25 protein-coding genes are annotated in these 21300 nt (G+C 66.8%); 5 read left to right on the top strand and 20 right to left on the bottom strand.

The features are described from left to right. Positions 1 to 41: 41 nt before the first annotated feature. A complete protein-coding gene (gene dctP / locus DKT77_RS10525; RefSeq protein ID WP_109811662.1) occupies positions 42 to 1022 on the bottom strand; it encodes a TRAP transporter substrate-binding protein DctP in 981 nt (326 codons plus the stop codon). Positions 1023 to 1168: 146 nt separating this feature from the next. Between dctP and DKT77_RS10520 the strand changes: the two genes are divergently transcribed. Further along, a complete protein-coding gene (locus DKT77_RS10520) occupies positions 1169 to 1825 on the top strand; it encodes a GntR family transcriptional regulator (protein ID WP_109811661.1) in 657 nt (218 codons plus the stop codon). Between the two features lie 99 nt (positions 1826 to 1924). Here the strand turns inward: DKT77_RS10520 and DKT77_RS10515 are convergent, their stop codons facing one another. The 19 genes from DKT77_RS10515 to DKT77_RS10425 all read right to left on the bottom strand — a co-directional run bounded on the left by DKT77_RS10515 (position 1925) and on the right by DKT77_RS10425 (position 17296). After that, a complete protein-coding gene (locus DKT77_RS10515; RefSeq protein WP_109811660.1) occupies positions 1925 to 2152 on the bottom strand; it encodes a hypothetical protein in 228 nt (75 codons plus the stop codon). 267 nt (positions 2153 to 2419) lie between these two features. Next, positions 2420 to 3064 carry an outer membrane protein gene (locus DKT77_RS10510; RefSeq protein ID WP_238547802.1) on the bottom strand — a complete coding sequence of 215 codons (645 nt, stop codon included), beginning with the start codon at positions 3062 to 3064 and terminating at the stop codon, positions 2420 to 2422. Positions 3065 to 3188: 124 nt separating this feature from the next. Next, on the bottom strand, positions 3189 to 3404 hold the full coding sequence (locus DKT77_RS10505; RefSeq protein ID WP_109811658.1) for a hypothetical protein: 216 nt from the start codon (positions 3402 to 3404) through the stop codon (positions 3189 to 3191). Next, positions 3401 to 4558: an EscU/YscU/HrcU family type III secretion system export apparatus switch protein gene (locus DKT77_RS10500; protein ID WP_109811657.1), complete on the bottom strand. Its 1158-nt coding sequence runs from the start codon at positions 4556 to 4558 to the stop codon at positions 3401 to 3403. Before DKT77_RS10500 ends, DKT77_RS10505 begins: the two co-directional genes overlap by 4 nt. Further along, on the bottom strand, positions 4551 to 5354 hold the full coding sequence (fliR, locus tag DKT77_RS10495) for a flagellar biosynthetic protein FliR (RefSeq protein WP_109811656.1): 804 nt from the start codon (positions 5352 to 5354) through the stop codon (positions 4551 to 4553). The genes DKT77_RS10500 and fliR overlap by 8 nt, the downstream gene beginning before the upstream one ends. Before the next feature lie 4 nt (positions 5355 to 5358). Further along, complete coding sequence (fliQ, locus tag DKT77_RS10490) at positions 5359 to 5625, bottom strand: flagellar biosynthesis protein FliQ (protein ID WP_109811655.1); 267 nt, start codon at positions 5623 to 5625, stop codon at positions 5359 to 5361. A gap of 4 nt (positions 5626 to 5629) precedes the next feature. Continuing rightward, complete coding sequence (fliP, locus tag DKT77_RS10485; protein ID WP_109811654.1) at positions 5630 to 6382, bottom strand: flagellar type III secretion system pore protein FliP; 753 nt, start codon at positions 6380 to 6382, stop codon at positions 5630 to 5632. Further along, positions 6379 to 6666, bottom strand: coding sequence for a flagellar assembly protein FliO (locus DKT77_RS10480; protein ID WP_238547801.1), 288 nt, complete (start codon positions 6664 to 6666; stop codon positions 6379 to 6381). The genes fliP and DKT77_RS10480 overlap by 4 nt, the downstream gene beginning before the upstream one ends. Before the next feature lie 54 nt (positions 6667 to 6720). Next, positions 6721 to 7005, bottom strand: coding sequence for a flagellar motor switch protein FliN (gene fliN, locus DKT77_RS10475; RefSeq protein WP_109811774.1), 285 nt, complete (start codon positions 7003 to 7005; stop codon positions 6721 to 6723). An 85-nt stretch (positions 7006 to 7090) separates the two neighbouring features. Further along, complete coding sequence (fliM, locus tag DKT77_RS10470) at positions 7091 to 8053, bottom strand: flagellar motor switch protein FliM (RefSeq protein ID WP_109811653.1); 963 nt, start codon at positions 8051 to 8053, stop codon at positions 7091 to 7093. Positions 8054 to 8064: 11 nt separating this feature from the next. Further along, positions 8065 to 8628, bottom strand: a complete 564-nt coding sequence (locus DKT77_RS10465; RefSeq protein WP_238547800.1) for a flagellar basal body-associated FliL family protein — start codon at positions 8626 to 8628, stop codon at positions 8065 to 8067. A gap of 12 nt (positions 8629 to 8640) precedes the next feature. Then, a complete protein-coding gene (locus DKT77_RS10460; protein ID WP_109811652.1) occupies positions 8641 to 10257 on the bottom strand; it encodes a flagellar hook-length control protein FliK in 1617 nt (538 codons plus the stop codon). Between the two features lie 111 nt (positions 10258 to 10368). Next, on the bottom strand, positions 10369 to 10791 hold the full coding sequence (locus tag DKT77_RS10455; RefSeq protein ID WP_109811651.1) for a hypothetical protein: 423 nt from the start codon (positions 10789 to 10791) through the stop codon (positions 10369 to 10371). Continuing rightward, positions 10788 to 12119, bottom strand: coding sequence for a FliI/YscN family ATPase (locus DKT77_RS10450; RefSeq protein WP_109811650.1), 1332 nt, complete (start codon positions 12117 to 12119; stop codon positions 10788 to 10790). The genes DKT77_RS10455 and DKT77_RS10450 overlap by 4 nt, the downstream gene beginning before the upstream one ends. Next, entirely contained in the window at positions 12116 to 13051 is a 936-nt protein-coding gene (locus tag DKT77_RS10445) for a FliH/SctL family protein (protein WP_109811649.1), read from the bottom strand. Before DKT77_RS10445 ends, DKT77_RS10450 begins: the two co-directional genes overlap by 4 nt. 8 nt (positions 13052 to 13059) lie before the next feature. Beyond that, positions 13060 to 14103, bottom strand: a complete 1044-nt coding sequence (gene fliG, locus DKT77_RS10440; protein ID WP_109811648.1) for a flagellar motor switch protein FliG — start codon at positions 14101 to 14103, stop codon at positions 13060 to 13062. After that, positions 14100 to 15767: a flagellar basal-body MS-ring/collar protein FliF gene (fliF, locus tag DKT77_RS10435; RefSeq protein WP_238547799.1), complete on the bottom strand. Its 1668-nt coding sequence runs from the start codon at positions 15765 to 15767 to the stop codon at positions 14100 to 14102. The genes fliG and fliF overlap by 4 nt, the downstream gene beginning before the upstream one ends. A 31-nt stretch (positions 15768 to 15798) precedes the next feature. Beyond that, positions 15799 to 16122, bottom strand: a complete 324-nt coding sequence (gene fliE / locus DKT77_RS10430) for a flagellar hook-basal body complex protein FliE (RefSeq protein WP_109811647.1) — start codon at positions 16120 to 16122, stop codon at positions 15799 to 15801. Positions 16123 to 16132: 10 nt separating this feature from the next. Further along, complete coding sequence (locus DKT77_RS10425) at positions 16133 to 17296, bottom strand: sigma 54-interacting transcriptional regulator (RefSeq protein ID WP_109811646.1); 1164 nt, start codon at positions 17294 to 17296, stop codon at positions 16133 to 16135. Positions 17297 to 17688: 392 nt separating this feature from the next. On the opposite strand from DKT77_RS10425, the gene DKT77_RS10420 reads away from it, so the two are divergent. From DKT77_RS10420 to DKT77_RS10405, 4 genes are all read left to right on the top strand, one after another. Further along, positions 17689 to 17997, top strand: a complete 309-nt coding sequence (locus tag DKT77_RS10420; RefSeq protein WP_109811645.1) for a hypothetical protein — start codon at positions 17689 to 17691, stop codon at positions 17995 to 17997. Positions 17998 to 18142: 145 nt separating this feature from the next. Continuing rightward, complete coding sequence (locus tag DKT77_RS10415) at positions 18143 to 19354, top strand: chemotaxis protein CheA (RefSeq protein WP_109811644.1); 1212 nt, start codon at positions 18143 to 18145, stop codon at positions 19352 to 19354. Then, positions 19351 to 20157 (top strand): CheR family methyltransferase, encoded by an 807-nt coding sequence (locus DKT77_RS10410; protein ID WP_109811643.1) that lies wholly within the window; start codon positions 19351 to 19353, stop codon positions 20155 to 20157. Before DKT77_RS10415 ends, DKT77_RS10410 begins: the two co-directional genes overlap by 4 nt. Next, positions 20154 to 21293 (top strand): protein-glutamate methylesterase/protein-glutamine glutaminase, encoded by a 1140-nt coding sequence (locus DKT77_RS10405; protein ID WP_109811642.1) that lies wholly within the window; start codon positions 20154 to 20156, stop codon positions 21291 to 21293. The genes DKT77_RS10410 and DKT77_RS10405 overlap by 4 nt, the downstream gene beginning before the upstream one ends. The last annotated feature ends 7 nt before the right edge of the window (positions 21294 to 21300 follow it).

The following is a 21300-nucleotide window of genomic DNA, read 5'->3' as shown; positions in this document are numbered from 1 at the left end:
CGGGGGCGCAAGGCCCCCGCGTGTCGTCGGTCAGGCGGGCGTCACTCGACTGCGAGCGCCATGTCCAGCAGCGCCTGGCCGCCGGGCGTGTCCTGCACGAAGGCCGGATAAGACGTCTCCTGCGCCAGCGCGCGCCAAGCGTTGAACTCCGCCTCTGTCATGTCGCGGATTTCCACGCCGGCTTCCTCGAACACGCGGCGCGATTCCGCGTCTTCCTTCTTGGCTTCTTCGAGGTAGTAGGCCTGCGCTTTCTCGGCACCGGCCATCAGCGCGGCCTGCTGCGCTTCGGTCAGCCCGTCGAAGGTGGATTTGTTCATCAGCAGCGGCTGATACATGAACCACAGCGCATAGTCGCCCGGCGGGGTGTAGCACGCCACCTGTTCGTAGATCCGGTAGGACACGAAGGACGAGGACGAGGTGTTCGCGCCATCCAGAACGCCGGTTTGCATCGCGTTGTAGATTTCCGAGCTGGCCATCGACGCGATGGAAGCGCCGGCGCCTGCCAGCATTTGCTCGAACGCCTTGCCCGCCGCGCGCATCTGCGCGCCGTTGACGTCCTCGGGCGCGGTCATGCAGCCTTCCTTGCCAGCGAAGCCGCCGGCGAGATAGCCGTGCACCAGCACCATGACGTCATCTTCGGCCAGCGTTGCCTCGATGCTTTCCATGAACGGGCTTTCGTTCAGGCGCGCGGCGTGGTCGTGGTTCTTCACGAGCCCGGGCATAAGCGTAAGGTTGTATTCGGGGCGCTGCCCGCCTGCGTAGCTGAGCGGCAGCACCGTCATGTCGAGCTGACCGCGCGACAGAGGCGTGTACTGCTCGCGCGCCTTGAACAGCGATTGCGAGCCGAAGATGCGGATATCGAGATCCACCTCAGCTGCGGCTACCTCGTCGGCGACGATCTGGGCCACGGCGTGGCGCACGTCCTGATTGGACCACTGGTGCGACAGGCGCAGTTCGGTGGCTTGCGCCGCGCCAGCGATCAGCGCGAGTGCCGTGGTGGCAGACAGAAATGTCCTGGTCATGGTCTGATTGTCCTCCCTGAACAGTTGACCGCGCCTCTTTGGGCGCTGCATCCCAAGAATTGACGTCTTTGCACCGTGAGTCAATGTTTTTGTATACAAGATTTGCTCTCTTGCACGAAAAAGGGCTTGAGCGTATACATATTGGCATGGAAATGCGTCGTGCCGACAGGATTGCGGAAACGCTTGAAGGGCTGATCTTCAGCGGGGAATTCTCCGATGGGGACCGGCTGGACGAGCATCGGCTTGCCGAACGGTTCGGTGTGTCCCGGACCCCGATCCGCGAGGCTTTCCAGCGACTTGCGTTGTCCGGACTGGTTGAGGCGATACCCCGCCGCGGCGTCTTCGTGCGTCAGCCCGGCATCGTCGAACTGATGGACATGTTCGAGGTGATGGCCGAGTTCGAGGGCATCTGCGGGCGCCTTGCCTCTTCCCGGATAAGCGATGACGCGCTGGCTGCTCTGAACGACGCGAACGCTCGCTGCCGCGAGGCCGTAGAGGCGGGTGAGACCGACGCCTATTACCGCGAGAACGAACGCTTCCATCACATCATCTATCGCCAGTCCGGCAATGCCTTCCTGGAGGGCGAGGCATCGCGCCTTCACCGGCGGCTGAAGCCGTTCCGCCGGGTGCAATTGCAATTGCGCGGACGCCTGATGCAGTCCATGTCGGAACACGAAGGCATCGTGAAGGCCCTGACCGATGCCGACGCGGAGGCCGCGGCGCGCCTGCTGCGCGAGCATGTCGCGGTGCAGGGAGAGAAATTCCATCACCTTATGGCCAGCCTGAAATCCGCCGCAGAATAGGGGCGCGGCGTTTCAGTTCGGCTGTCGCGCGCACGCGCCAGCCATCAGTGCAAAGGTGGGGCGGGTGCTGGGTGTGCAGCCCCGACCCGCGCCTGGGTTTCAGGCGTCGTTGTCGGTTGTCTGTTCAGACGCGACCGCGGCGGCGAACATGATGCCGACCGTCAGAAAAGCGCCGCAGATCCAGCCCAGAAGAAGCGCAGCACCCCAGCTCAGCGCCCAAGACTTGAAGATCCAGACCAGCGCAAGGGTCAGTGCCCCATCCATGGCCACCAGCGCCACTGGCGATAGCAAAGACGGGTTCGGAGTGTCAGGCAAGTCATCGTGCATGTCCCATGTCCCTCGTCAAAAAGAAGCGAACCCTGTCGTTCGCATTAATTTTAACGGGAAGATGGATGGCCGATTTAATGGCAGGAAGTCGGTCCTGCGCAAGGTATTCGGCCAGCGCTGCCCTCCAGAAGTATGCACACGCATAGCGAGAAGATACTCCAAAGCGCATTGGCCCTGACTTTGGTAGTGTCGGCTGGCCTAAAGTAGGGGGCGGCCCATGCGGGGCCGCTCCCAAGCGGTGCGGGCGGGCATACTCGCCGCGACGGGTCAGAACGCGTAGAGGAAGCCAAGGTTCAGACTGGCCGAGTCTGCGTCGACCCGCGCCGCGCCGCCGGTTGTGGTTGCGACGCGTGACTGCCTGTAGTCGCGGTAGCGGTAATCGGCGAAGATCCGAACCTTTTCGGACACGTCGTAGCCCAGACCGGCGATCGCTTGCGCGCCCCAGACCTCGTCCGTGCCGTCCAGCACCTGGCCACCCGCGGTGCCGTAGTTCTTGTAGCCCAATTCGGCATGGCCGAACCCGGCGCCGACATAGGGCACGAAGCGGGTTCCGGTGTGATCGAAGTCATACAGCACGTTCACGAAGGCCGCGCCTTCCTCGAACGTGCCGGTGACGGGTCCGGCGCCGCCGGTGATCCGCTTGACGTCCGCAGCGCGGCCCGAGAACTGAAGTTCGGTCCGCAACGACCCGGCCGGACCGACAGCGCCAAAATTGTAGCCGGCGAAGACGCTCAGATCACCGCCTTCCTCAAGCGAGACCTCGGGCGCGCCGGCGGCCCCGTCCAGCGTCTGGTCGCCGTTCCAGACGATGCCCAGAAAGGCGCCTGCGTAAAAGCCCGGCTCGGCGGTGGCGGGCTGCGATAGAAGGAGGGCCGCGGCCAGTGCGGCGGCGCTGCGTGCGAAGAAGCTCATTGGGTTACCTCGGAATGGGTTGGTCATAAGTGACGCTTGCGGCAGTATCCGCGCCGCCGCGCGATCGCCATGACCGTCCGTAACAGCCCGTTGACCCGCCGTGCCAATTGCGCGCCGGGTCGTCTCAGGTGTCCTCGTCGCCGCGCAGCCGGGCCGTCAGCGCGGCCAGAGGGAAGCGCAGCGCGCCCAGCAGTGACGCCAGCGCGGTCAGCCCCAGCAGCGCGTCGCGCCAGACCGGGCCGGTACCAGACGCTGCCTCGCTTCCGAGGATCAGCGCCATGCCCGCGAAGACCACGGTCGAAATCATGTCGCCGGTGCTGCGATGGCCTGTCTGTTTCATGTTTGCGCTCCGTTCAGGGGGTGGCCGAATTCGTCCAGCATCAAGCCGTCGGGCAGGTCGATCTGGGGTATTTCGCTGCCGATGCCGTTGTCGAGCCGGTAGACATGCGCCAGCACGGCGGCGACGGCGGTGTAGAGCTGGTCCGAGATTTCGGCTCCGATCTCTCCGGTGAAATACAGCGCTCGCGCAAGCGGCGGGGCTTGGAGCACGGTGACCCCGGCGGCCTTGCCGCGCGCAATGATCTCGTGCGCCATCGGCCCGCGACCCAGCGCGAGGATGGTCGGCGCGCCCGGCTGGTCGGGTACATAGCGCAGGGCGACCGCGAAATGCACCGGGTTGGTGATGATCGTCGTCGCGTTCGGCACATCGGCAAGCGCCTTCTGGCGCTGCGCCCCCTTGCGCGAAGCTTCCATCTGCAGACGGCGCAGCTGTCCCTTCACCTCGGGCGAGCCTTCCGATTGCTTCATCTCGTCCTTGATCTCCTGGCGGGACATTCGCAGCTTCTTGGTGGTGCTGTGCAACTGCCACGCCAGATCCACGCCGCCGACCACCGCCAGCGCAAGTGTCATCGCTGTCAGCAGACGGATCATCCCGTCGCCCATCACCGCCGCGGCGTCGCCCGGCGCCATGGTGAGGGTCCGGTCCAGCACCGGCAGCAGGGGCATCAGCACCGCGCCCGCCGCCGTCACCAGCAGCACCACCTTCAGCAGCGCCTTGCCCAGTTCGACGAGCGACTGCATCGACACCATGCGCTGAAGGCCCTTCAGAGGGTCGATCTTCTCGGGCTTGAAACCCAGCGCGTCGGGCGCGAACACAAGACCCCCAACCGCTGCCTGCATCAGCCCGATCATCGCCAGAAGCGGCAGCCCGATCACCAGCGGGATCAGCAGCGTCTGCCAGAACGCGACGCCCAGTTTGGCCAGGATCAGCGTTTCCAGATGGTCGGCATCTGTGAAGGTGAAGAACTGCGCCCATTCGCCCACGAGCCAGGGCATTATCCCCTTGGACAGCGCCAGCATCGCCGTCGCGCCGGCCATGCCGCCGAACACGAACATTTCCTTCGAGGTTGCGATCTGCCCCTTGTCGCGCGCGTCCTGGCGTTTCTTCGGGGTCGGTTCTTCTGTCTTTTCCTGACCGTCGTCGCCCTCAGCCATTGGCCAGCGCCCCCATCATCGCGGTCAGCGCGTCCGTCGCGTCGAGGCCCAGTTGCAGCATCGCGGTGCCGAGCGTCGGAGCGCCAAGGAAAAGCATCCCGATGCCAACCATGAGGGTCATCGGAAAGCCGAAGGAAAAAATGTTCAGTTGCGGCGCGGAGCGCGTGACGACGCCAATCACGAGGTTTACCAGCAGCAGAACGGACACCGCGGGCAGCATCAGCTGCATCCCTACGAGGAACATCTGCCCGGCCGCGGTCGTGCCCGCAGCGATCAGCACGGCAAGATCGACCGGCGCGCCCGCCGGGGCGATCACGTAGCTTTCCAGCACGATGCGCAGCGCGGCGAGGTGCCCGTCCTCGGCAAGAAACAGCGCTAGCATGAACAGCATGAAGATCTGGCTGACGACCGGGGTCTGCCCCCCCGAGGACGGGTCAACCTGGCTGGCAAAGCCGAGCCCCGCCGTCGTGGCGATCCGGTCGCCCGCGACCGCCGCAGCGCCGAACAGGATCGTCAGCAGCAGGCCGGCCGACACGCCGATCACGAGTTCCGTCATCACCATCGGCACCGCAGACAGCGTCGCCAGTTCTTCGGGCGGCGGCATCTGCACCTGCGCGAAGACCGGCAGGCTGAGCACGACCGACGCCATGATCCGCACCGGCAACGGGATGAACCGGCTGCCGAACAGCGGTGCGGCGATCAGGAATCCGCCGACCCGCAGCATCGAGAACAGGAACTGCAACAGCAGGCCGACCAGTTCCGACAGGCCGAGGCCGGGCAGTGCGGTGCCTTCCATCGGCTCAGCGCAGCGTCGCGATGGTTTCGAACACGAAGGCGAAATAGTCGCTCATCGTGGTCAGCATGAAGCCCGAGAACACGGCCATCGTCAAAAGCACGATCGCCAGCTTGGGCACGAAGCTCAGGGTCGCTTCGTTGATCGAGGTCGCGGCCTGAAGCACGCCGACCGCAAGGCCCACCACCAGCGCGATGCCCAGCACCGGACCTGCGGTCAGCAGGATGTTCCAGTAGGCCAGTTGCAGGTGTTCGATATTCGCGTCGAAATCCATCGCCTCATCCCCCGAGGAAACTGCTGGCAAGGGACCCCATTGTCAGGGCCCAGCCATCGACCAGCACGAACAGCAGCAGCTTGAACGGCAGCGAGACAAGCATCGGCGACAGCATCATCATCCCCAGAGCCATCAGGATCGACGCGATCACCATGTCGATCACAAGAAACGGCAGGAACAGCAGGAACCCGATCTGGAACGCAGTCTTCAGTTCCGACGTCATGAAGGCGGGCAGCAGCACCGACAGCGGCACCGGTTCGCCCTCGGCATAGGGCGCGTCACCCGCAAGGTCCGCGAACATCAGAAGGTCGTTCTGACGGGTGTTCTGCAACAGGAAGGTCGACATCACCTCGCGGCCGCGCGACAGGGCCTCGTCGGCGGGCAGCGCTCCGTCGAGGTAGGGACCGGCCGAGGTCTCGTAGACTTCGGTCAGGACCGGCTGCATCACGAAGAAGCTGAGAAACAACGCGATGGCGATCAGCACCTGGTTGGGCGGGGTCTGCTGTGTGCCGAGCGCCTGGCGCAGGATCGACAGCACGATGATGATCCGGGTGAAGGCGCTGGCCCCCAGCACGAGCGAGGGCAGCACAGTCAGGCCGGTCATGAGCGCGAGGATCTGCAGCGAAAGGCTGTAGGTCGTCTCGCCGTCGTTCTGCGTCAGCTGGAAGGCCGGCATCCCCTGGGCCAGCGCATCACCAGGCAGGCACAGCGCGGCGGCAAGGCAGACCAGTGCGGCGGGAAAGGCTGCGCGGCTCATGCGGTGGCCTCCGGGCCGCGCGGGGCGGGCATGTCGCCCAGCGGCAGCGCCTGCGGCGTGCCCCGCTTCGAGGTCAGCACAAGGAACTCCCGCCCATCGATGCGGAGCAATACCGCGCGGTCAGACGGTCCCAGCGAGGCGACCTCGGTCACGTCCATGCGCCGCCCCGCGGTCAGGCGGCTTTTCAGCGCGCCGCCCTTGGTGCGCAGCAGCGCGGCGGCCAGCAGCAGCAGCCCAAGGAAGGCCGCGACGGTTATGATCTGTTCAGGGCGAAGGATGTCCACTTGGCGCGCTCCGGTCCGGGGTCTCGCGCCATGAGTGCATGTTCCGTGCCACCTTCACACAGACAGCGCACGTTCCTTGGGATCGACGATGTCGCCAAAGCGGATACCGAAGCGTTCGCCGACGATCACCACCTCGCCCTTGGCGATCGGCGTGCCGTTCACGAGGATATCCAGCGGGTCGCCTGCCAGGCGGTCAAGCTCCACCACCGATCCCTCGTTCAGGCGCAGCAGTTCGCGGATCGTGATCTCGGTCCGGCCGACCTCGACGGTCATTCGGACCTTGATGTTCTCGAGCGCGCGCAGGCCTGAAACATCGGTGGTGCCATGTTCCGATGGCATGGTCGTCGTGTCGGATGTGTCGGTCATGGTCTGGTCCTTTGTTGCTGCGGCGGGCAGGTCGGGTGCGGTTCCGGGGGTTGGCGGTTCAGAGCGTGTAGCGCGCGCCCATGCTGACGGCGGCGCGGCCGCCGCGTTCGCCGACCTCCACGTCGAAGAAGGGCTGTTCCTCGATCAGTACCTTGGGATCGGGCGACAGGTTCACCGGGATGACCGACCCACGCGTGGCGCCGATCAGGTGCCCGAGCGCGACCTCGGGTTCGGCCAAGCGCGCGGACATTGTCAGCGGGACGTTCATGATCGCCTCGACCAGCCGGGCGCGCCAGCTTGCGTCTTCGTCCACCAGTTCGGACTGCATCCGCGAGCGCAACTGCGCCGCGATGGGGCGAAAGGCTTGCAGCGGGTAGATCACGTCGAACTGTGCCGGGTCGGTGTCGGGCAACTGCACCATGAAGGAACAGTTCACGATCATCTCGCCGCTTTCCACGAAGCTGGCGAATTGCAGGTTCTCTTCCCGGTTCAGCAATTCGAACTGCAACGGCATCAGATCGCGCCAGGCCATTTCCAGCGCCCGGTTCAAACCGTTGGTCACGAGTTCGATCACCCGCTGTTCGGTGGCTGTGAACTCGTTGCGCCGGTTCGGCACGTAGCGCACGGCCCCGCCGTAATACGCTTCGGTCAGCAGCGACACGAAGGCGGGCGGAACCATCAGAAGCTGGCTGCCCCGCAGGCCCGACATGCGGCTGATCGTCAAGCTGACAAAATTCTCAAGCTCGTCGCTGTAGTCGGAGAATTTCTTGATCTCGGGCGGGAAGGCGGAAATCCGCGGCGCCACCCGGATCATCGGCAGGAACACCGACCGCGCGATGCGGCAGAACCGTTCGTTGATCATCCGCAGGGCGTGCAGGTCGCCCATGATCGACATGTCGTTCTTGCCCAGCTTGTAGGGCCGGGCGCCGTCGGAACCTCCGCCGACGTCCTTGTCCATGTCCATCAGTCCGCCGACCAGTGCGGCGACTTCGTTCGACGAAAGCTTGTGTGGCGTCGCCATGGCGCGGGCCCCTATTGCAGAACGAAGGTCGAGAAGAAGACGCCCTCGACGCCGCCGAAGCCTTCCAGCTTCTCCAGGCGAACGTTGATCGCGTCGCGCAGCGCGTCGGCCAGCGCGTCGCGCCCGGCCTTTCCCTCGATATCAGGTTCGCCGAAACCGCTGATAACGGCCAGCATGTCGGAACGCAGTGCAAGCGTATGGGTTTCCACGTTGCGGATTACCGTCTCGTCGTATTGCGTGGACACGCCCACGCCGATCTGCAGGAACCGGCGCGACCCCTTGAGGTTCGTGGTCAGCGGTTCGGGAAATTCGTAGTACTGGGTCAGGAACGCGGCCTGCGCCGGCATTTCCTTGGCGACCTTTTCCATCTGCGGTCCGCTTTCTTCGGCTTCGGCCGCGTCGCGTTCGTCCAGCAGGCGCTGTACCTCGTCGGCGGGCGACACGGTCTGGCGTGAATAGAAATAGCCGCCGCCAAAGCCGCCGCCGAGCAGCAGCGCGGCGCCAAGCACCATCAGGATGATCCGGACAAGGCCGCCCTTGCGTTTCGGCGGGGTGTCTGCGGTTGCGTCAGCCAAGGGTCACGGTCCTCATGCCAGGAGATCGACAAGCCCGCGGGGAGAGGCCGGGGCGGTTGCGGGTGCGTCGTTGGTCTGCGCGCTGCCGGTAGGTCCGGCCGGGGCATCGCCCCGCCAGCCCTGCGCGCTCTCGCCGCCTGTGTCGGCACGGTGCTGACCGAGGTTCAGACCCGCTTCGGACATCAGGCTGGCCAGCTTGTCCTGCTGGTCGTTGAACAGCCGCGCGGCATCGGCCGTTTCCGTGACGATCGAAACCATCGCGGCGCCGTCACGCATGTCGATACGCACCGACAGGTTGCCAAGGTTGCGCGGGGTGAGCGTCATCTCGATCTCGTCCATTCCGTCCGCACTGGACCGTGCGATCCGGTCGACAAGCGATGTCATCCATTCGGCGGACTCGGTCGACAGCACGTGTGCGGTGGGCAGCGGGCGTGCCGCAGCGGTGGCGGTTTCGCCGGCAATGCCGACGGGCGTGCCGCCACGGCCCTGCGCCGCCGACAGTGCCGCGGCGTTTTCGGCGCTGCCGGGAAGGGCGGCCGGGGCCATGCCGCCGGGCGCGCCCTGCGCTGCCTGTGCAGCTTCAGTGCCGGGAAGGGAGGCCGTCTCCGCGCGCTGGCGCAGGGCGGCGGCATCTGGCTTCGGGGTGGCGGCCGCGGCCTCGCGGGTCATCGCCTCGGCCAGCATGTCGGCGATGCCGGGCATGTCAGTCCCGCCCGCGGTGCCGGTGGCCGTGTCGGTGGTCGCGATAGCCTGCGCGGGGTTCTGTGCGCCGATGTCCTGGCTGGCCTGCTGCGGTGCCGTCTGCGGTTGCGCGATCCCGGAGATGACCGTGCCGCTTGCCGTCGCCGCATTTGCTGTCTGCCCGCCGGTCTGCCCGCCTGCGATAGCTTGCGCAGGGAGCGCCGTGCGGCTCTTGTCCTGTGCGGCAGCGCGCTTCGCCAACAGGTCGCCCGCCGGTTGCGGTGCCGCCAAGCGGGCCGCCGCTTCGGCTTCGGCCTGTTCGGGACTTGCCGCCGGTGCCGGTTGTGCCGTCGCGCCTGTCTCGGGGGTGCTTCGTGTGGCTGCGGCGGCCAATGCTTCTGCGGCGGTCGGCGCGCCCGTGGTCGAACCCGGGATCGCCCGTGTCGCCCCGTCGCCGCTGGGCGCTGGGGTGGCCCGTGCCGTATCGGATGCCGCGACCGTGACGACACCGGTCAGCGCGGCGGTTTCGGGCGCGGCCTGTGACGCCGATTTGCCATCGGTCGCCGGAGGGTTGTTGCCCGGCCCTTCGGCGCGCTCCGGATCGGCCTCGTTTCGTTCCTGCGCGCGTTGACCATCCGGTCCGGCTGCATCGCCCGCCCGGTCCCGCGCGTCCGCATCGTCCGGCTGCCGGTCGTCGCGCGCGTCGGTCCGCGCATCTGCCCGCCGGTCATCGCGTGTGTCGGGACGGTCCGCGCCGCGGCTGCCGGGCCGGTCGGCGGCACCAGCTGCATCGCGATCCCGCCGGTCGGCGCCCGTGTCGTCGCGCGGTGCGTTCATCCGGTCGAACATGTCGCGGAAGGCCCCGCCGTCCTTGCCGGACGGCGCGCGGGACAGGCTGCCGCCTTGCAGCGTGTCGCGGCGCAGGCTGATCGATGCGATCTCAGTCATCTGTTGTCGTCGCCTCCGTGGCTGTCTTCCGCGCCGCGCTGCGGCGCCGAACGGATCTGGGGCTGGCTTGCAAGAGCAGTGCCAAGCGTCCCTGGGCGGGGGCTGCGCGGCTCATGCGGAGGCCGGTCCGCGGCGGGCGGGGCGGGCGGCCTCGCGTCGTGCCTCGGCAGCCTCGCGGGCCTCGCGCCGGGCTTCGGCGGCACGGTCGTGATACAGCCCGCTGCGATGCTCGGCCTGCGCCAACTCCGCCCGGGCGCGGATCAGGTCCTGCTCCAGATGCGCCGCGTTGTTGCGCGTGATCTCCAGGTGGGCGGCCAGTTCCACGCCCATCCAGTGCGCGGCCAGCATGTCGGCCTTGGTGGCGGACCGGGCCAGTGTCCCGCTCTTCTCGGCCAGAAGATTGCCCAACTGCTCGGCCTGCCGGTCCGCGTCGGCGGCGCGCATCGCAGCGCGCTGCGCGGTGGCCGCCTTCTGGCCCAGTTCGATCTTCTGGCGTCGCGCCATGAGCGCGAACAGGCGTTCCCGGCGGCTCATGCCACGTCCGCCGTGACGGCGAGAAGCTGTGCCCGGCTGGCGTCGAAGTCGGCCTTCTCTTCCTCGTTCTGGCGCAGCAGGCGGGTAATCGCGGGCCAATGCGCGATGGCGGTGTCGAGCGCGGCATCCTGCCCTTCGCTGTAGCCGCCCATCAGCATCAGGTCGCGGTTTTCCATGTAGTCGGCGACCATCGCCCGCAGCTTGCGGGCGGCGGCGCGGTGCTCGGGATCGACCACGTCGTTCATCACGCGGCTGACCGATTGCGGGATGTCGATGGCCGGGTACATGCCCATCTGTGCCTGCTTGCGGGACAGCACGAGATGCCCGTCGAGGATCGCGCGCGCGCCGTCCACCACCGGGTCGTTGGTGTCGTCCCCGTCGGCCAGGATCGTGTAGAACGCGGTGATCGCACCTTCGCCCGGCAGACCGGGGCCCGCCCGTTCCAGAAGCTGCGGTATCATCGACACCACGGAGGGAGGGTAGCCCTTGGCGGTTGGCTGCTCGCCAAGGGCCAGACCGACTTCGCGCTTGGCGTGGGCGACGCGGGTGAGGCTGTCCATGATCAGCAGAACCTGTTTGCCTTCGGCGCGGAAGTATTCGGCGATGGCGGTAGCGCGCTGCGCGCCGCGCAGCCGCAGCAACGGAGAGCGGTCGGCCGGCACCGCGACGATGCAGACTCGGGCGGCGGCCTCGCCGGTCATCACCTTGGATACGAAGGCTCCCACCTCGCGGGCCCGTTCGCCGATCAGCCCAACAACGATCACGTCGGCCGTGGTGCTTTTGGTCATCATCTCGATCAGCACGGACTTGCCCACGCCGGAGCCTGCGATGATGCCCACGCGCTGCCCGCGACCGACCGTCAGCGCGGCGTTGATCGCGCGTACGCCGACATCGAGGGCGGTGTCCACCGGCGTGCGGATCAGCGGGTTCATCTCGCGGCCGGCCAGCGGCCAGGTATCGGGTGTGTCGGGCGCGGCGCCGCCATCCAGCGGCGCACCGTCTGCGTCGAGAACGCGGCCCAGAAGACCGGGGCCCACCGCGGCCTGCGATCCGTCGTCCAGCAGCGTCACACGCGCTCCGGCCACGATCCGCGCGCCGGGCCGGTCGAGGAACAGCATGTTGCGGCCATCGGCGAACCCGACGATCTCGCCGGTCACGCCCGCGCCGTCCAGCGTTTCGACCCGGCAACGGCTGCCGGGGGCGGCTGGAAAGCCCGCACATTCCACGATCAGCCCGTCATAGCGCAGCACCTGACCGCTCCAGTCCGCAAGCGGGGCGGCTGCAGCGGTGCGCAACTCGTCGCCGAGCAGGCGGGCCAGCGCGCTCATGCGGCGGCCTCGCTGCCGGTGCGCGCAGGCCGCACGCCCAGAACGTCGCGCAGTTCAACCCCGCCGGCGCGCAGCACCAGATCGCCGCGCGCGAGCGCAGGCTCGCGCAGGATGCGGCTTTCGGCCAGCAGTTCGGACTGTGGCAGATGAGGGGCAATCGCGGCATAGTCTTCGGGGTTGAGCCGGATGGTCAGGCTCTCCAGACCGCGCACGGCCTGCGCGGCCAGCGCCTCTATGCGCGCAACGAAGGCCTCCGGCATCGCGGCGATGGCCATGCCTGCACGTTCCGACGCCAGCGTGCGGACCGCGTCAAGCAGCATCGGGGTCAGCATTCCGAGGTCGGATGCGTCCGGGCGTGTCAGCACAAGTGCGGCCTGCAGGAAGGTATCGCGCGCGTCGCGCAGGTCTTCCTCTGCCTCCTTGCGCCCGGCATCGAGTCCCGCGGTCCAGCCCGACATCCGGCCTTCTTCGGCACCGGCGGCATAGCCTTGCTCGAACCCTTCGGTGCGGCCCTGTTCGAACGCGTCGGCGCGGGCCTGTTCGAGCAGCGCGGTGATGTCCGGCTGGCTTGGGGCGGCGGGGCGAGGTTGGGATGCTGAAGCCGCCGCGGCGTGCGCGGCCCCCGGAGCGGCGGGGTCGGGCGCACCTGCCGCGGCTGTCGCTGCGGCAGCGGCAGAAGCCGGGGCCGCGGCACGCGCAGGCGCAAAGGGTGCTGCGGCCTCGGCGGCGCCGGGCTGGTGGGGCTGGCGCTCCGCCCCCCAGGCCGGAGCCTCGCTTCGCAACGGGTCGCGGGCGGTGAAGGCTGCCCCCCTGCGGTCCGCGTCAAGGGCGCTGCGCGCAAACCCAGACTGTCCGGCCTCGCGGACCAGGCGCATGATGTCCTCCGGGCTCAGTGCCCGCGCGTCGTCGTGTCCTGCATGTGGTTGTGCCATGATACCCCTCAGACCATTTCTTCACCGCCGCGCCCGGCAAGCACGATGGTTCCGTTGTCGGACAGTTGCCGCGCGATGGCGACGATTTGCTTCTGTGCCTCGCGGACTTCGGACAGACGCACCGGGCCCATCACTTCCATCTCGTCGAGGATGTTTGCTGCGGCCCGCGAGGACACGCAGCCAAGCAACCGTTCGCGCAACTTGGCGTCGGTGCCCTTCAGCGCGAGCACCAGAAGTTCCTGATCCACCTCGCGCAGCAGCGTCTGTAGCGCCCGGTCGGTGGACTTGCCCAGGTTCTCGAACACGAACATGTTGTCCTGAAGCGCCTGCATCAGGTCCTTGTCGTCTTTCCGGATCTCCTTGAGGATCCGTTCCTCCATCCCCTGGCGGGTGAAGTTCATGATCCGTGCAGCGGCCTTCACGCCGCCGATCTGCGAGGCGCGCAGCGTCGTGTTCGCCTTGAATTTCTGCTGCATCACCTTTTCCAGCTCGCGCAGCGCCTCTGGCTGCACGGTGGTCAGGGTCGCGATCCGATTCACGATGTCGGGCTGCAGATCAGCCGGAAGCAGCGACAGCACTTCCGCCGCCTGATTGTATTCCAGCGATGCCACGATCAGCGAGATGATCTGGGGATGCTCGTCAAAGATCAGTTCGGCAACGGCATTCGCGTCCATCCAGTCGAGGATCTCGATCGGGCGCTCGCCGCTCGACGGGCTGATCCGGCTGAGCACGGACTGAGCCTTGTCGCTGCCTAGCGCCGAGGTCATCACGTCGCGCACATAGGCGCTGGCGCCGACGCCGATCGTGGTCTGCGCGCCGAGATTGTCGAGAAACTCGTTCAGTACCGCGTCCACCGTGGCGTGGTCCAGCCCACGGACCGAATACATCGCCGTGCCGATCTGCTGAACTTCCTGAGGGGACATGCAGCGCAGCACGTTGGCCGCGCCCTCTTCGCCGAACAGCAGCATGATCACGGCGGATTTCTGCGTTCCGGTCAGTTCCGAAAAGGGCAGGCTGCCGGGGCGCGCGCTGATGTAGGTGTCGTCGCTCATCGCACCATGTCCTTCTCGGTGTCGAGCATCGACTGGAACACGGTCGCGATGCGGCTGCTTTCGCCGCTGGCGATGTTACGCAGGAAGGCGATTTTCTCGTCATAGGTCAACCCACCCTGCAGGCCAGGCTGTTCCAGCCGCTTGCGCAGGTCGTTCAGGCTTTCGCCGTCCTTCACCTCGACCGTTTCGGGGAAGCCGGGGTTCTCGCCCTCGGGCGCTGCATCGGCGGGCAGCAGCACGCGGTTCAGCATCGGGCGTACGACGCCCAGCACGATCACCGCGAGCGCGATCACCTGAAGGATCTGGCGACCCGCTGCGGGGATCCACTCGGCCTGGTACCAGGCCGGTTCGGTCATGTCGAAGGCGCTGACGAACTGCCCGGTGGACACGGTCACGAGGTCGCCGCGCGCCGCGTCGAAGCCGACGGCGGTGCGGGTCAGCGTCTCGATGGCCTCGACGATTTCGGTCGGCAGGCTGGCAGGCGCTCCTTCCTCGCCGGGGCGGGCGCGAAGCAGCACCGCGGCGCTGACCCGTGTGACGGTGGCGGTGGCGGGCTGGATCGTCTCCACCCGGCGACTCACTTCGTAGTTGCGGGTGGAAGAACTGGACCGGTTGGTGAGCTGGTCGGGCCCGGTGCCAGCGCCGCCCTGTTCGGCGTTCAGCTCGGCCTCTGCGGGCGGTGTGTTTGCGACCGCACCAGGAATGCCCTCGGCGGCGGGGTTGCTGACCTGGTCAAGGCTTTCCTGTTCGCTGCGCAGGGCGCGCGCGTTGGGGTCGTAGCTTTCGCTGGTGATCTCGGACCGGGTGAAATCCATGTCGAGCGTGACTTCCACGGCTGCGTTGCCGATGCCGACCAGAGGCGTGATCAGTGCCTCGATCCGGGCGCGGTACTGCGCTTCCATGCGCGCCTGCTGTTCCATCTGCTTGTTGGTCAGCTGCTGCAGCGGATCGCCGCCATCGTCCGACAGCAGTCGGCCGGACTGGTCCACGACCGACACCGCGCTTTGCGCCATGCCCGGCACCGAGGTCGACACGAGGCTGACGATCGCGCGCACCTGGCCCTGGTCCAGCGCGCGGCCCGGAGCGATCTGCAGGATCACGGAAGCGCGGGGCGGCTGGCTGTCACGCACGAAGGCCGTGCGTTCGGGCAGCGCGAGATGCACGCGCGCGGCTGTCACGGGCTGCAATTCGGTGATCGACCGGGCAAGATCGAGTTCCTGCATCCGGCGCAGGCGGGCGCCTTCCACCGATCGGCTGGTGCCCATCGGCATGTCCGAGATCATCGCGAAGCCTTCGGGCGTGGTGGCGGGCAGACCTTCGGCGGCCAATTGCATCCGTGCGCGGTGGAAATCGGCTGCGGTCACCCGCAACTGCCCGGTGGTCTGGTCCAGAACAACGTCGATGCCCGCCGCCGAAAGCATCTGAAGCGCGTTCGCCTTCTCGCTGTCGGGCAGGCCGGCGGCCAGAGTCATCCGCTCGGGCTGCGACAGCAGCATGTAGGCGCCAAGCCCAAGCACGGCGGCGACAAGGAGCGCGATGGCCGGCATCGCACGACGGATCGCAGGCTGGTTGGTGAAGCCCGTCGCCTGCGCGAAAGTGGCGCGCATCCTGGCAACGGTGCCCGAGCGGCCGGTAGAGGGGACCGGTGCGGTGGCTGTATCCATCGTTCTTCCTGCCTGTGCTCGTGCCGCCGGTTCAGACCGGCATGTTCATGATGTCGCGATAGGCCGTCAGGGCCTTGTTGCGGACGGAAAGGGTCATCTGGAAGCCGAGTGACGAGACCTGCTGGTCGATCATCACCGCGGCGAGGTCATCAGTCGCGCCGGTTTCGTAGGCCTTGGCGCTTTCCGAGGCCGTGCGCTGCGCGTCGGCTACCTGTTCGATCGCGCCGTTCATCCGTTCCGAGAAGCTTGGCCCCTGGTACTGCTGCGGCGCCTGCTGCGCCTGCTGCGGCGCGCGGCCCGCCTGTGCGGCGAGGGCGGCAAGACTGCCGGCACCGGATACTCCCGAAATGGTCATGCCAGCCTCCTCAGGCCACGCGGGCTGCGAGCTGGAGCCGCGCCGGCGCGTCGTTCATCGGCACCAGTCCGGCAGCGGCGTGGATCATCACGTCCTCGGCCGTGATCCGGTCGCCGATGCGCAGCACCAGGGCACGCTGCACGACGTTTTCCAGTTCGCGCACATTGCCGGGCCAGTCGTGGTCCATGAGCGCGTCGCAGGCGTCCGCCGTCAGCAGCGGCAAGGCTTCGTCCTGCGCGCAGTGGCGCCGGATCATCGCGACGGCCAGCGCGGGAATGTCGCCGGGCCGGTCGGCCAGCGCCTGCGTGCACAGGGGGAACACGTTCAGACGGTAGTAAAGGTCCTCGCGGAAGCGCCCGGCGGCGACTTCGCCGAGCATGTCGCGGTTGGAGGTCGCCACGATACGGATGTCCACCGGCACTTCCTTCTGCGATCCGAGCGGCGTGACCACCTTCTCCTGCAGGACGCGCAGCAGCTTGGCCTGCAGACCCATCGGCATTTCCGAAATCTCGTCCAGCAGCAGCGTGCCGCCGTCGGCCGCGCGCACGATGCCCTTGTTCGCAGTCGATGCCCCGGTGAAGGCGCCCTTCTCGTGGCCGAACAGGATCGCTTCGAGCATGTTCTCCGGGATCGCGGCACAGTTGATCGCGACGAAGGGCGCGGCCGCGCGGCGCGACGAGGCATGGATCAGTCGCGCCAGCACCTCCTTGCCGCTGCCCGTCGGTCCGTTGATGAACACGGTGACGTCGGTGCGCCCAACGCGGGCGGCCATGTCGATAAGGCTGCCGGTCGCGGCATCGGCCGCCACCATCGCGCCGAAGGACTGACCGGCGATGTCTGCCAGCGCCAGCAGCGCGCCGTCGCGCAGCGGGTCGGTGCCGGGCCGGGCAGCGGGCAGGCCGACCCGCACAAGGCGCCCGCCCAGATCTTCGGTCAGCGTCAGGCTCGCCGCAGCTTCGTCCACGACGATCATGCGTTGCGCTCCGGCGGCGCGCGCCGCCTCGACCAGCGCTCGGGGCGATCCGAGGGACGCCTCGTAGGCGGCCGAGCACACAAGCAGCGCGATCTTGCCCGCCGCACCCGGCGCGGCCACGGCTACCCGGCGGCGTTTCAGAAGATCGGCGAGCGCCGCTGCCGCGACGAAGTTCTGGTCGATGATCTGTACAGCGTCCATGTCAGTCTCCTTCTCGTTGAAAAGGAAGAAGCAGGAAGCGTGCCAACTGCGTCGAAGCAAAAAAAGTTTGCCTTGTGCGCTAAAACGGGCCGTTCGGGGTGCGTTATACGCCATCAGAGGCCCCGCGCGCATCGTGGTGCTTGTCGGCCTCACGTCAGCCCGCACGCGCCGCACGTCCGTGCCGGGTTTCATGACACCGCCCGTCGTCTGATCGCCACAGACTTGCGGAACTCCGGACTGGCCACATGGCCCTGAACCCGGGCCTAAGTCCGCAGACCCCCCACAGACGTATGGGCAATGTTCATTAAAAATATACTTCAGGATGTATTACATTAACGATCAAGCCGCCGTTGCAGATGAAACAGACGTCAGAACAACGGCAGGCCAGAGACATGCTTTCAAAAACATACCACCTCAAGTTCCCCAGTCTCGATGCGGCACAGATTGCAGCGCCTTTCGTGACCGAGACCCTCGGCAACGCGATCCCCAACTGCAAGCTGTCGGGGCTGACCGTCCTCATCAGTAAGGACGGCGACATTTCGGTGAATGTCTTTTTTCCGTCGATGGCGGACCTGAAGAACTTCGACAAGAACTACGGTGGCTTCATCGACACGATGAAGAAGACCTTCCTGTTCAAGTCCACAGGGTTCGACGGGGTATGCATATTCAACTTCGATCGCGGGGAAGAAGACGCGGCCTGACCGGTCCGGGTCGGTTTGGCCCGGATTGTGCATAGGCTGGTACGAGCGCGGATCATCCGCTGCCCGTCCGTCGATCGTTCGCCGTTCGGCGGGGGCTGACCCGCGTCATGACCGGCAAGATGCTACCTAGAACTGGAGTGAACCGATGACACGTGAGGTCGAGGTCGCCGCTGAAACATCCTCTGGCGCCGCATTGATGCGCGTCTCCTCGGGCAAGATCAGCCGCCTGATGGATCTTCTCGGTGAGTTGTCGCTCAGCGTGTCGGAAACGGTCAATTCCCCCGACCTGTCCGGGCTGGAACTGACCAGTTTCGATGCCGCCGTGCACCGGCTGACAATGCTGGTGCGGGAGGTTCAGGACGCGGCCACCGAATTGCGGCTGGTTTCGGTCGACGAGGTGTTCCGCCGCCTGCGACGCATGATCCGCGAGATGGAGCGTGAGACCGGCAAGCAGATCGAGCTTGTGGTCGAGGGATCCGACACGCTCGTCGACAAGCTGGTGTCAGACCGCCTCTACGACCCGCTGTTGCACGTGCTGCGCAATTCCGCCGATCACGGCCTGGAGCCGCCGGACGAACGCGAGGCGACGGGCAAGTCGCGCCGCGGGCGCATCACCCTGTCCGCCTCGCAGGTGGGCAGTGAGGTGCGCATCGTCGTGGCTGATGACGGGCGCGGCCTGAACCGCGACAAGATATTGAAGAAGGCCCGCGAACGCGGCTTCTTCGGTCCCGAGGAGGAACCCGATCCCTCCGCGCTTTGGAAGGTGATCTTCGAGCCGGGCTTCTCCACCGCCGACAGCGTGTCCACCCTGTCGGGGCGCGGCGTGGGCATGGACGTGCTGAACACCACGATGAACGATCTGCGCGGCCGCATCATTGTCGACAGCGCCGCGGGCGAGGGCACGCGCGTCGCCCTGCATATCCCCGTCTCGCTGGCCTTCCTCGACTGCATTATCCTGCGTCAGGGGCAACGCCTGTTCGCAGTCCCGGTTGAAGACATCCGCGAGATCGTCAAGCCGCAGGCCGCAGGGTCACTGCGCATCGCCGCCGAAAACGGGTCCGAGGTGATGCTGCTGCGTGAAAGCTACGTGCCGGTTTGCCGCCTTGAACGGTTCTATCGCGACACTGGCGCCGAGATGCGCCCGTTGTCGGAAATGGTGGCGATCGTGTTCAGCACCGACAGCGGCCTGATCGCGGTGCCCGTGGACGAGGTACTGGACCGCCAACAGGTCGTGATGAAGCCGCTGCTGGGCGCGCTGTCGGGCATTCGGGCCAGCTGGGGCTGCGCCCTGCTGGGCACTGGCGAGGTCGCAGTGGTGCTCGATTGCGAGCGGCTTGCACCGGGAGGTGAGCGATGATCGCTTCAGATCACGTCGGTTTCGAAGAAATCCGCAACTGGCTGAGCACGCGCTGCGGCATCGTCTACGCCGAAAGCAAGGGCGAGTTGCTGCGCCAACGGCTGTCGCGGGTGCTGCGCAGCTTCAACCTCGTTGATCTCGACCAGCTGGCCGCGGGGCTTATCCGGGACGAGAACCAGGCCGTCCAGCTTGCGGTGATGCACGCGGCATCCACCAACCACACGTTCTTTTTCCGCGAACCCGAAGTGCTGAACAAGTTCGCAACGCAGATCCTGCCGGGGCTGGCGGACCGCTCGCAAGTACGTATCTGGAGTGCGGCCGCCTCCACCGGGGACGAGGCGTATTCCGTCGCCATGCTGGCGGCCGAGACGCTGGGCCCGGCGTTCCTGAAGCGGATGGCGATCCTTGGCACCGACATCAGCGCGCCGGTGGTCGAACGTGCCGAACTGGGCGTCTACGCACGCCGCCAACTGGCACAGACGCCGCCCGACATGCTGCGCAAACATTTCAAGCCGACCGGGATCGATCAGTTCCGCGTCAACGATGACATCCGGGCGTGCTGCACCTTCCGGCGCATGAACCTGAAGGCGCGGCCCTATCCGTTTTCCAAGCCGTTCCAGGTCGTGTTTTGCCGCAACATTTTGTATTACTTTGACAAAAGCGACCAGATCAACACGCTGAAGGCGATCCATGCGGTGACCGAACCGGGTGGCTGGCTGGTGACCAGCGTGACCGAGCCGATCCGCGACCTCGGCACGGCTTGGCGCCCCGTGTCCACCGGCATCTACAGGAGGGGCGAATGATCGCGGAACCCTCCGCCGTGCGGGTGCTCATCGTCGATGACAGTGCGATGATCCGAAAGGTCCTGACCATGGGCCTGAGCCGCGATCCCGACATCGAGGTGATCGGCACCGCGTCGAACGCCGCCGCGGCCGAGGCATTCCTGTCGCGCGAAACACCGGACGTGGTGACGCTCGATATCGAGATGCCGGGGCTGGACGGGCTGAGTTTCCTGAAGACATACCTGCGCGACCGGCCGGTCGCCACCGTCGTGATCTCGGGCCATTCCGGGCGCGGCACCGACATCGCCATCGAGGCGCTTCGCGCGGGTGCGGTGGACGTGATCGCGAAGCCGACCGTCGGCGTCGGGTCCGGGCTGGACACGATCATGGCCGATGTGGCGGCAAGCGTGAAGGCGGCGGCGCGCAGCGTCGCGCGACCCGGTGCGCGGATGCACCGCGAGGCCCTGATGCGGGCGGTTGCCAGCCGTCCGGCGCAGAACACTCCGTCGCTTCGCCTGCACCCAAAGGACTGGCTGTTCGCCATCGGCGCCTCCACCGGGGGGGTTCGGGCACTGTCCGCGGTGCTGGAAAGCTTCGGCCCGGACATTCCCGGCATCGTCATCGTGCAGCACATGCCCGAGGATTTCACCAACGCTTTCGCGCGCCGGCTGAACGGGCTGTGCCGGATCGAGGTGCGCGAGGCGGCCGAGGGCGACCGGGTCGAACCCGGCCTCGCGCTCATCGCGCCCGGCGGGCTGTGCCACATGTCGCTGGTGCGCATGGGCGACGATTTCCGCGTGCGGCTGACCGAGGGTCCGCCGGTCTGCTTTTCGCGCCCGTCGGTGGACGTTCTGTTCAATTCGGTCGCCGTCGCATCGCGCGGGCGCGCCACCGGGATGATCCTGACCGGCATGGGGCGCGACGGGTCCGAGGGGCTGCGCCAGATGCGCGCGAGCGGCGCACGCACCTTTGCGCAGGATGAGGCCAGTTCGACCGTCTATGGCATGCCTCTTGCTGCTTGGGAAAACGGCGCTGCCGAGGACCGTATTCCGCTCGACCGGGTGGCCGACACGCTGCTGCGATCGGTCGGCCAGGGTGCCCGTGGACCGGGCGATAACAAACTGACAGCTGCCCAGCCGGGCGGTTGGCCAACATGAAAGGAAG

Origin of the sequence: Meridianimarinicoccus roseus (assembly GCF_003172915.1) — a bacterium.
Lineage (GTDB): Bacteria > Pseudomonadota > Alphaproteobacteria > Rhodobacterales > Rhodobacteraceae > Meridianimarinicoccus > Meridianimarinicoccus roseus.
Note: the sequence above shows the minus strand (reverse complement) of the source record. Positions and strands in the feature narration are given on the sequence as shown.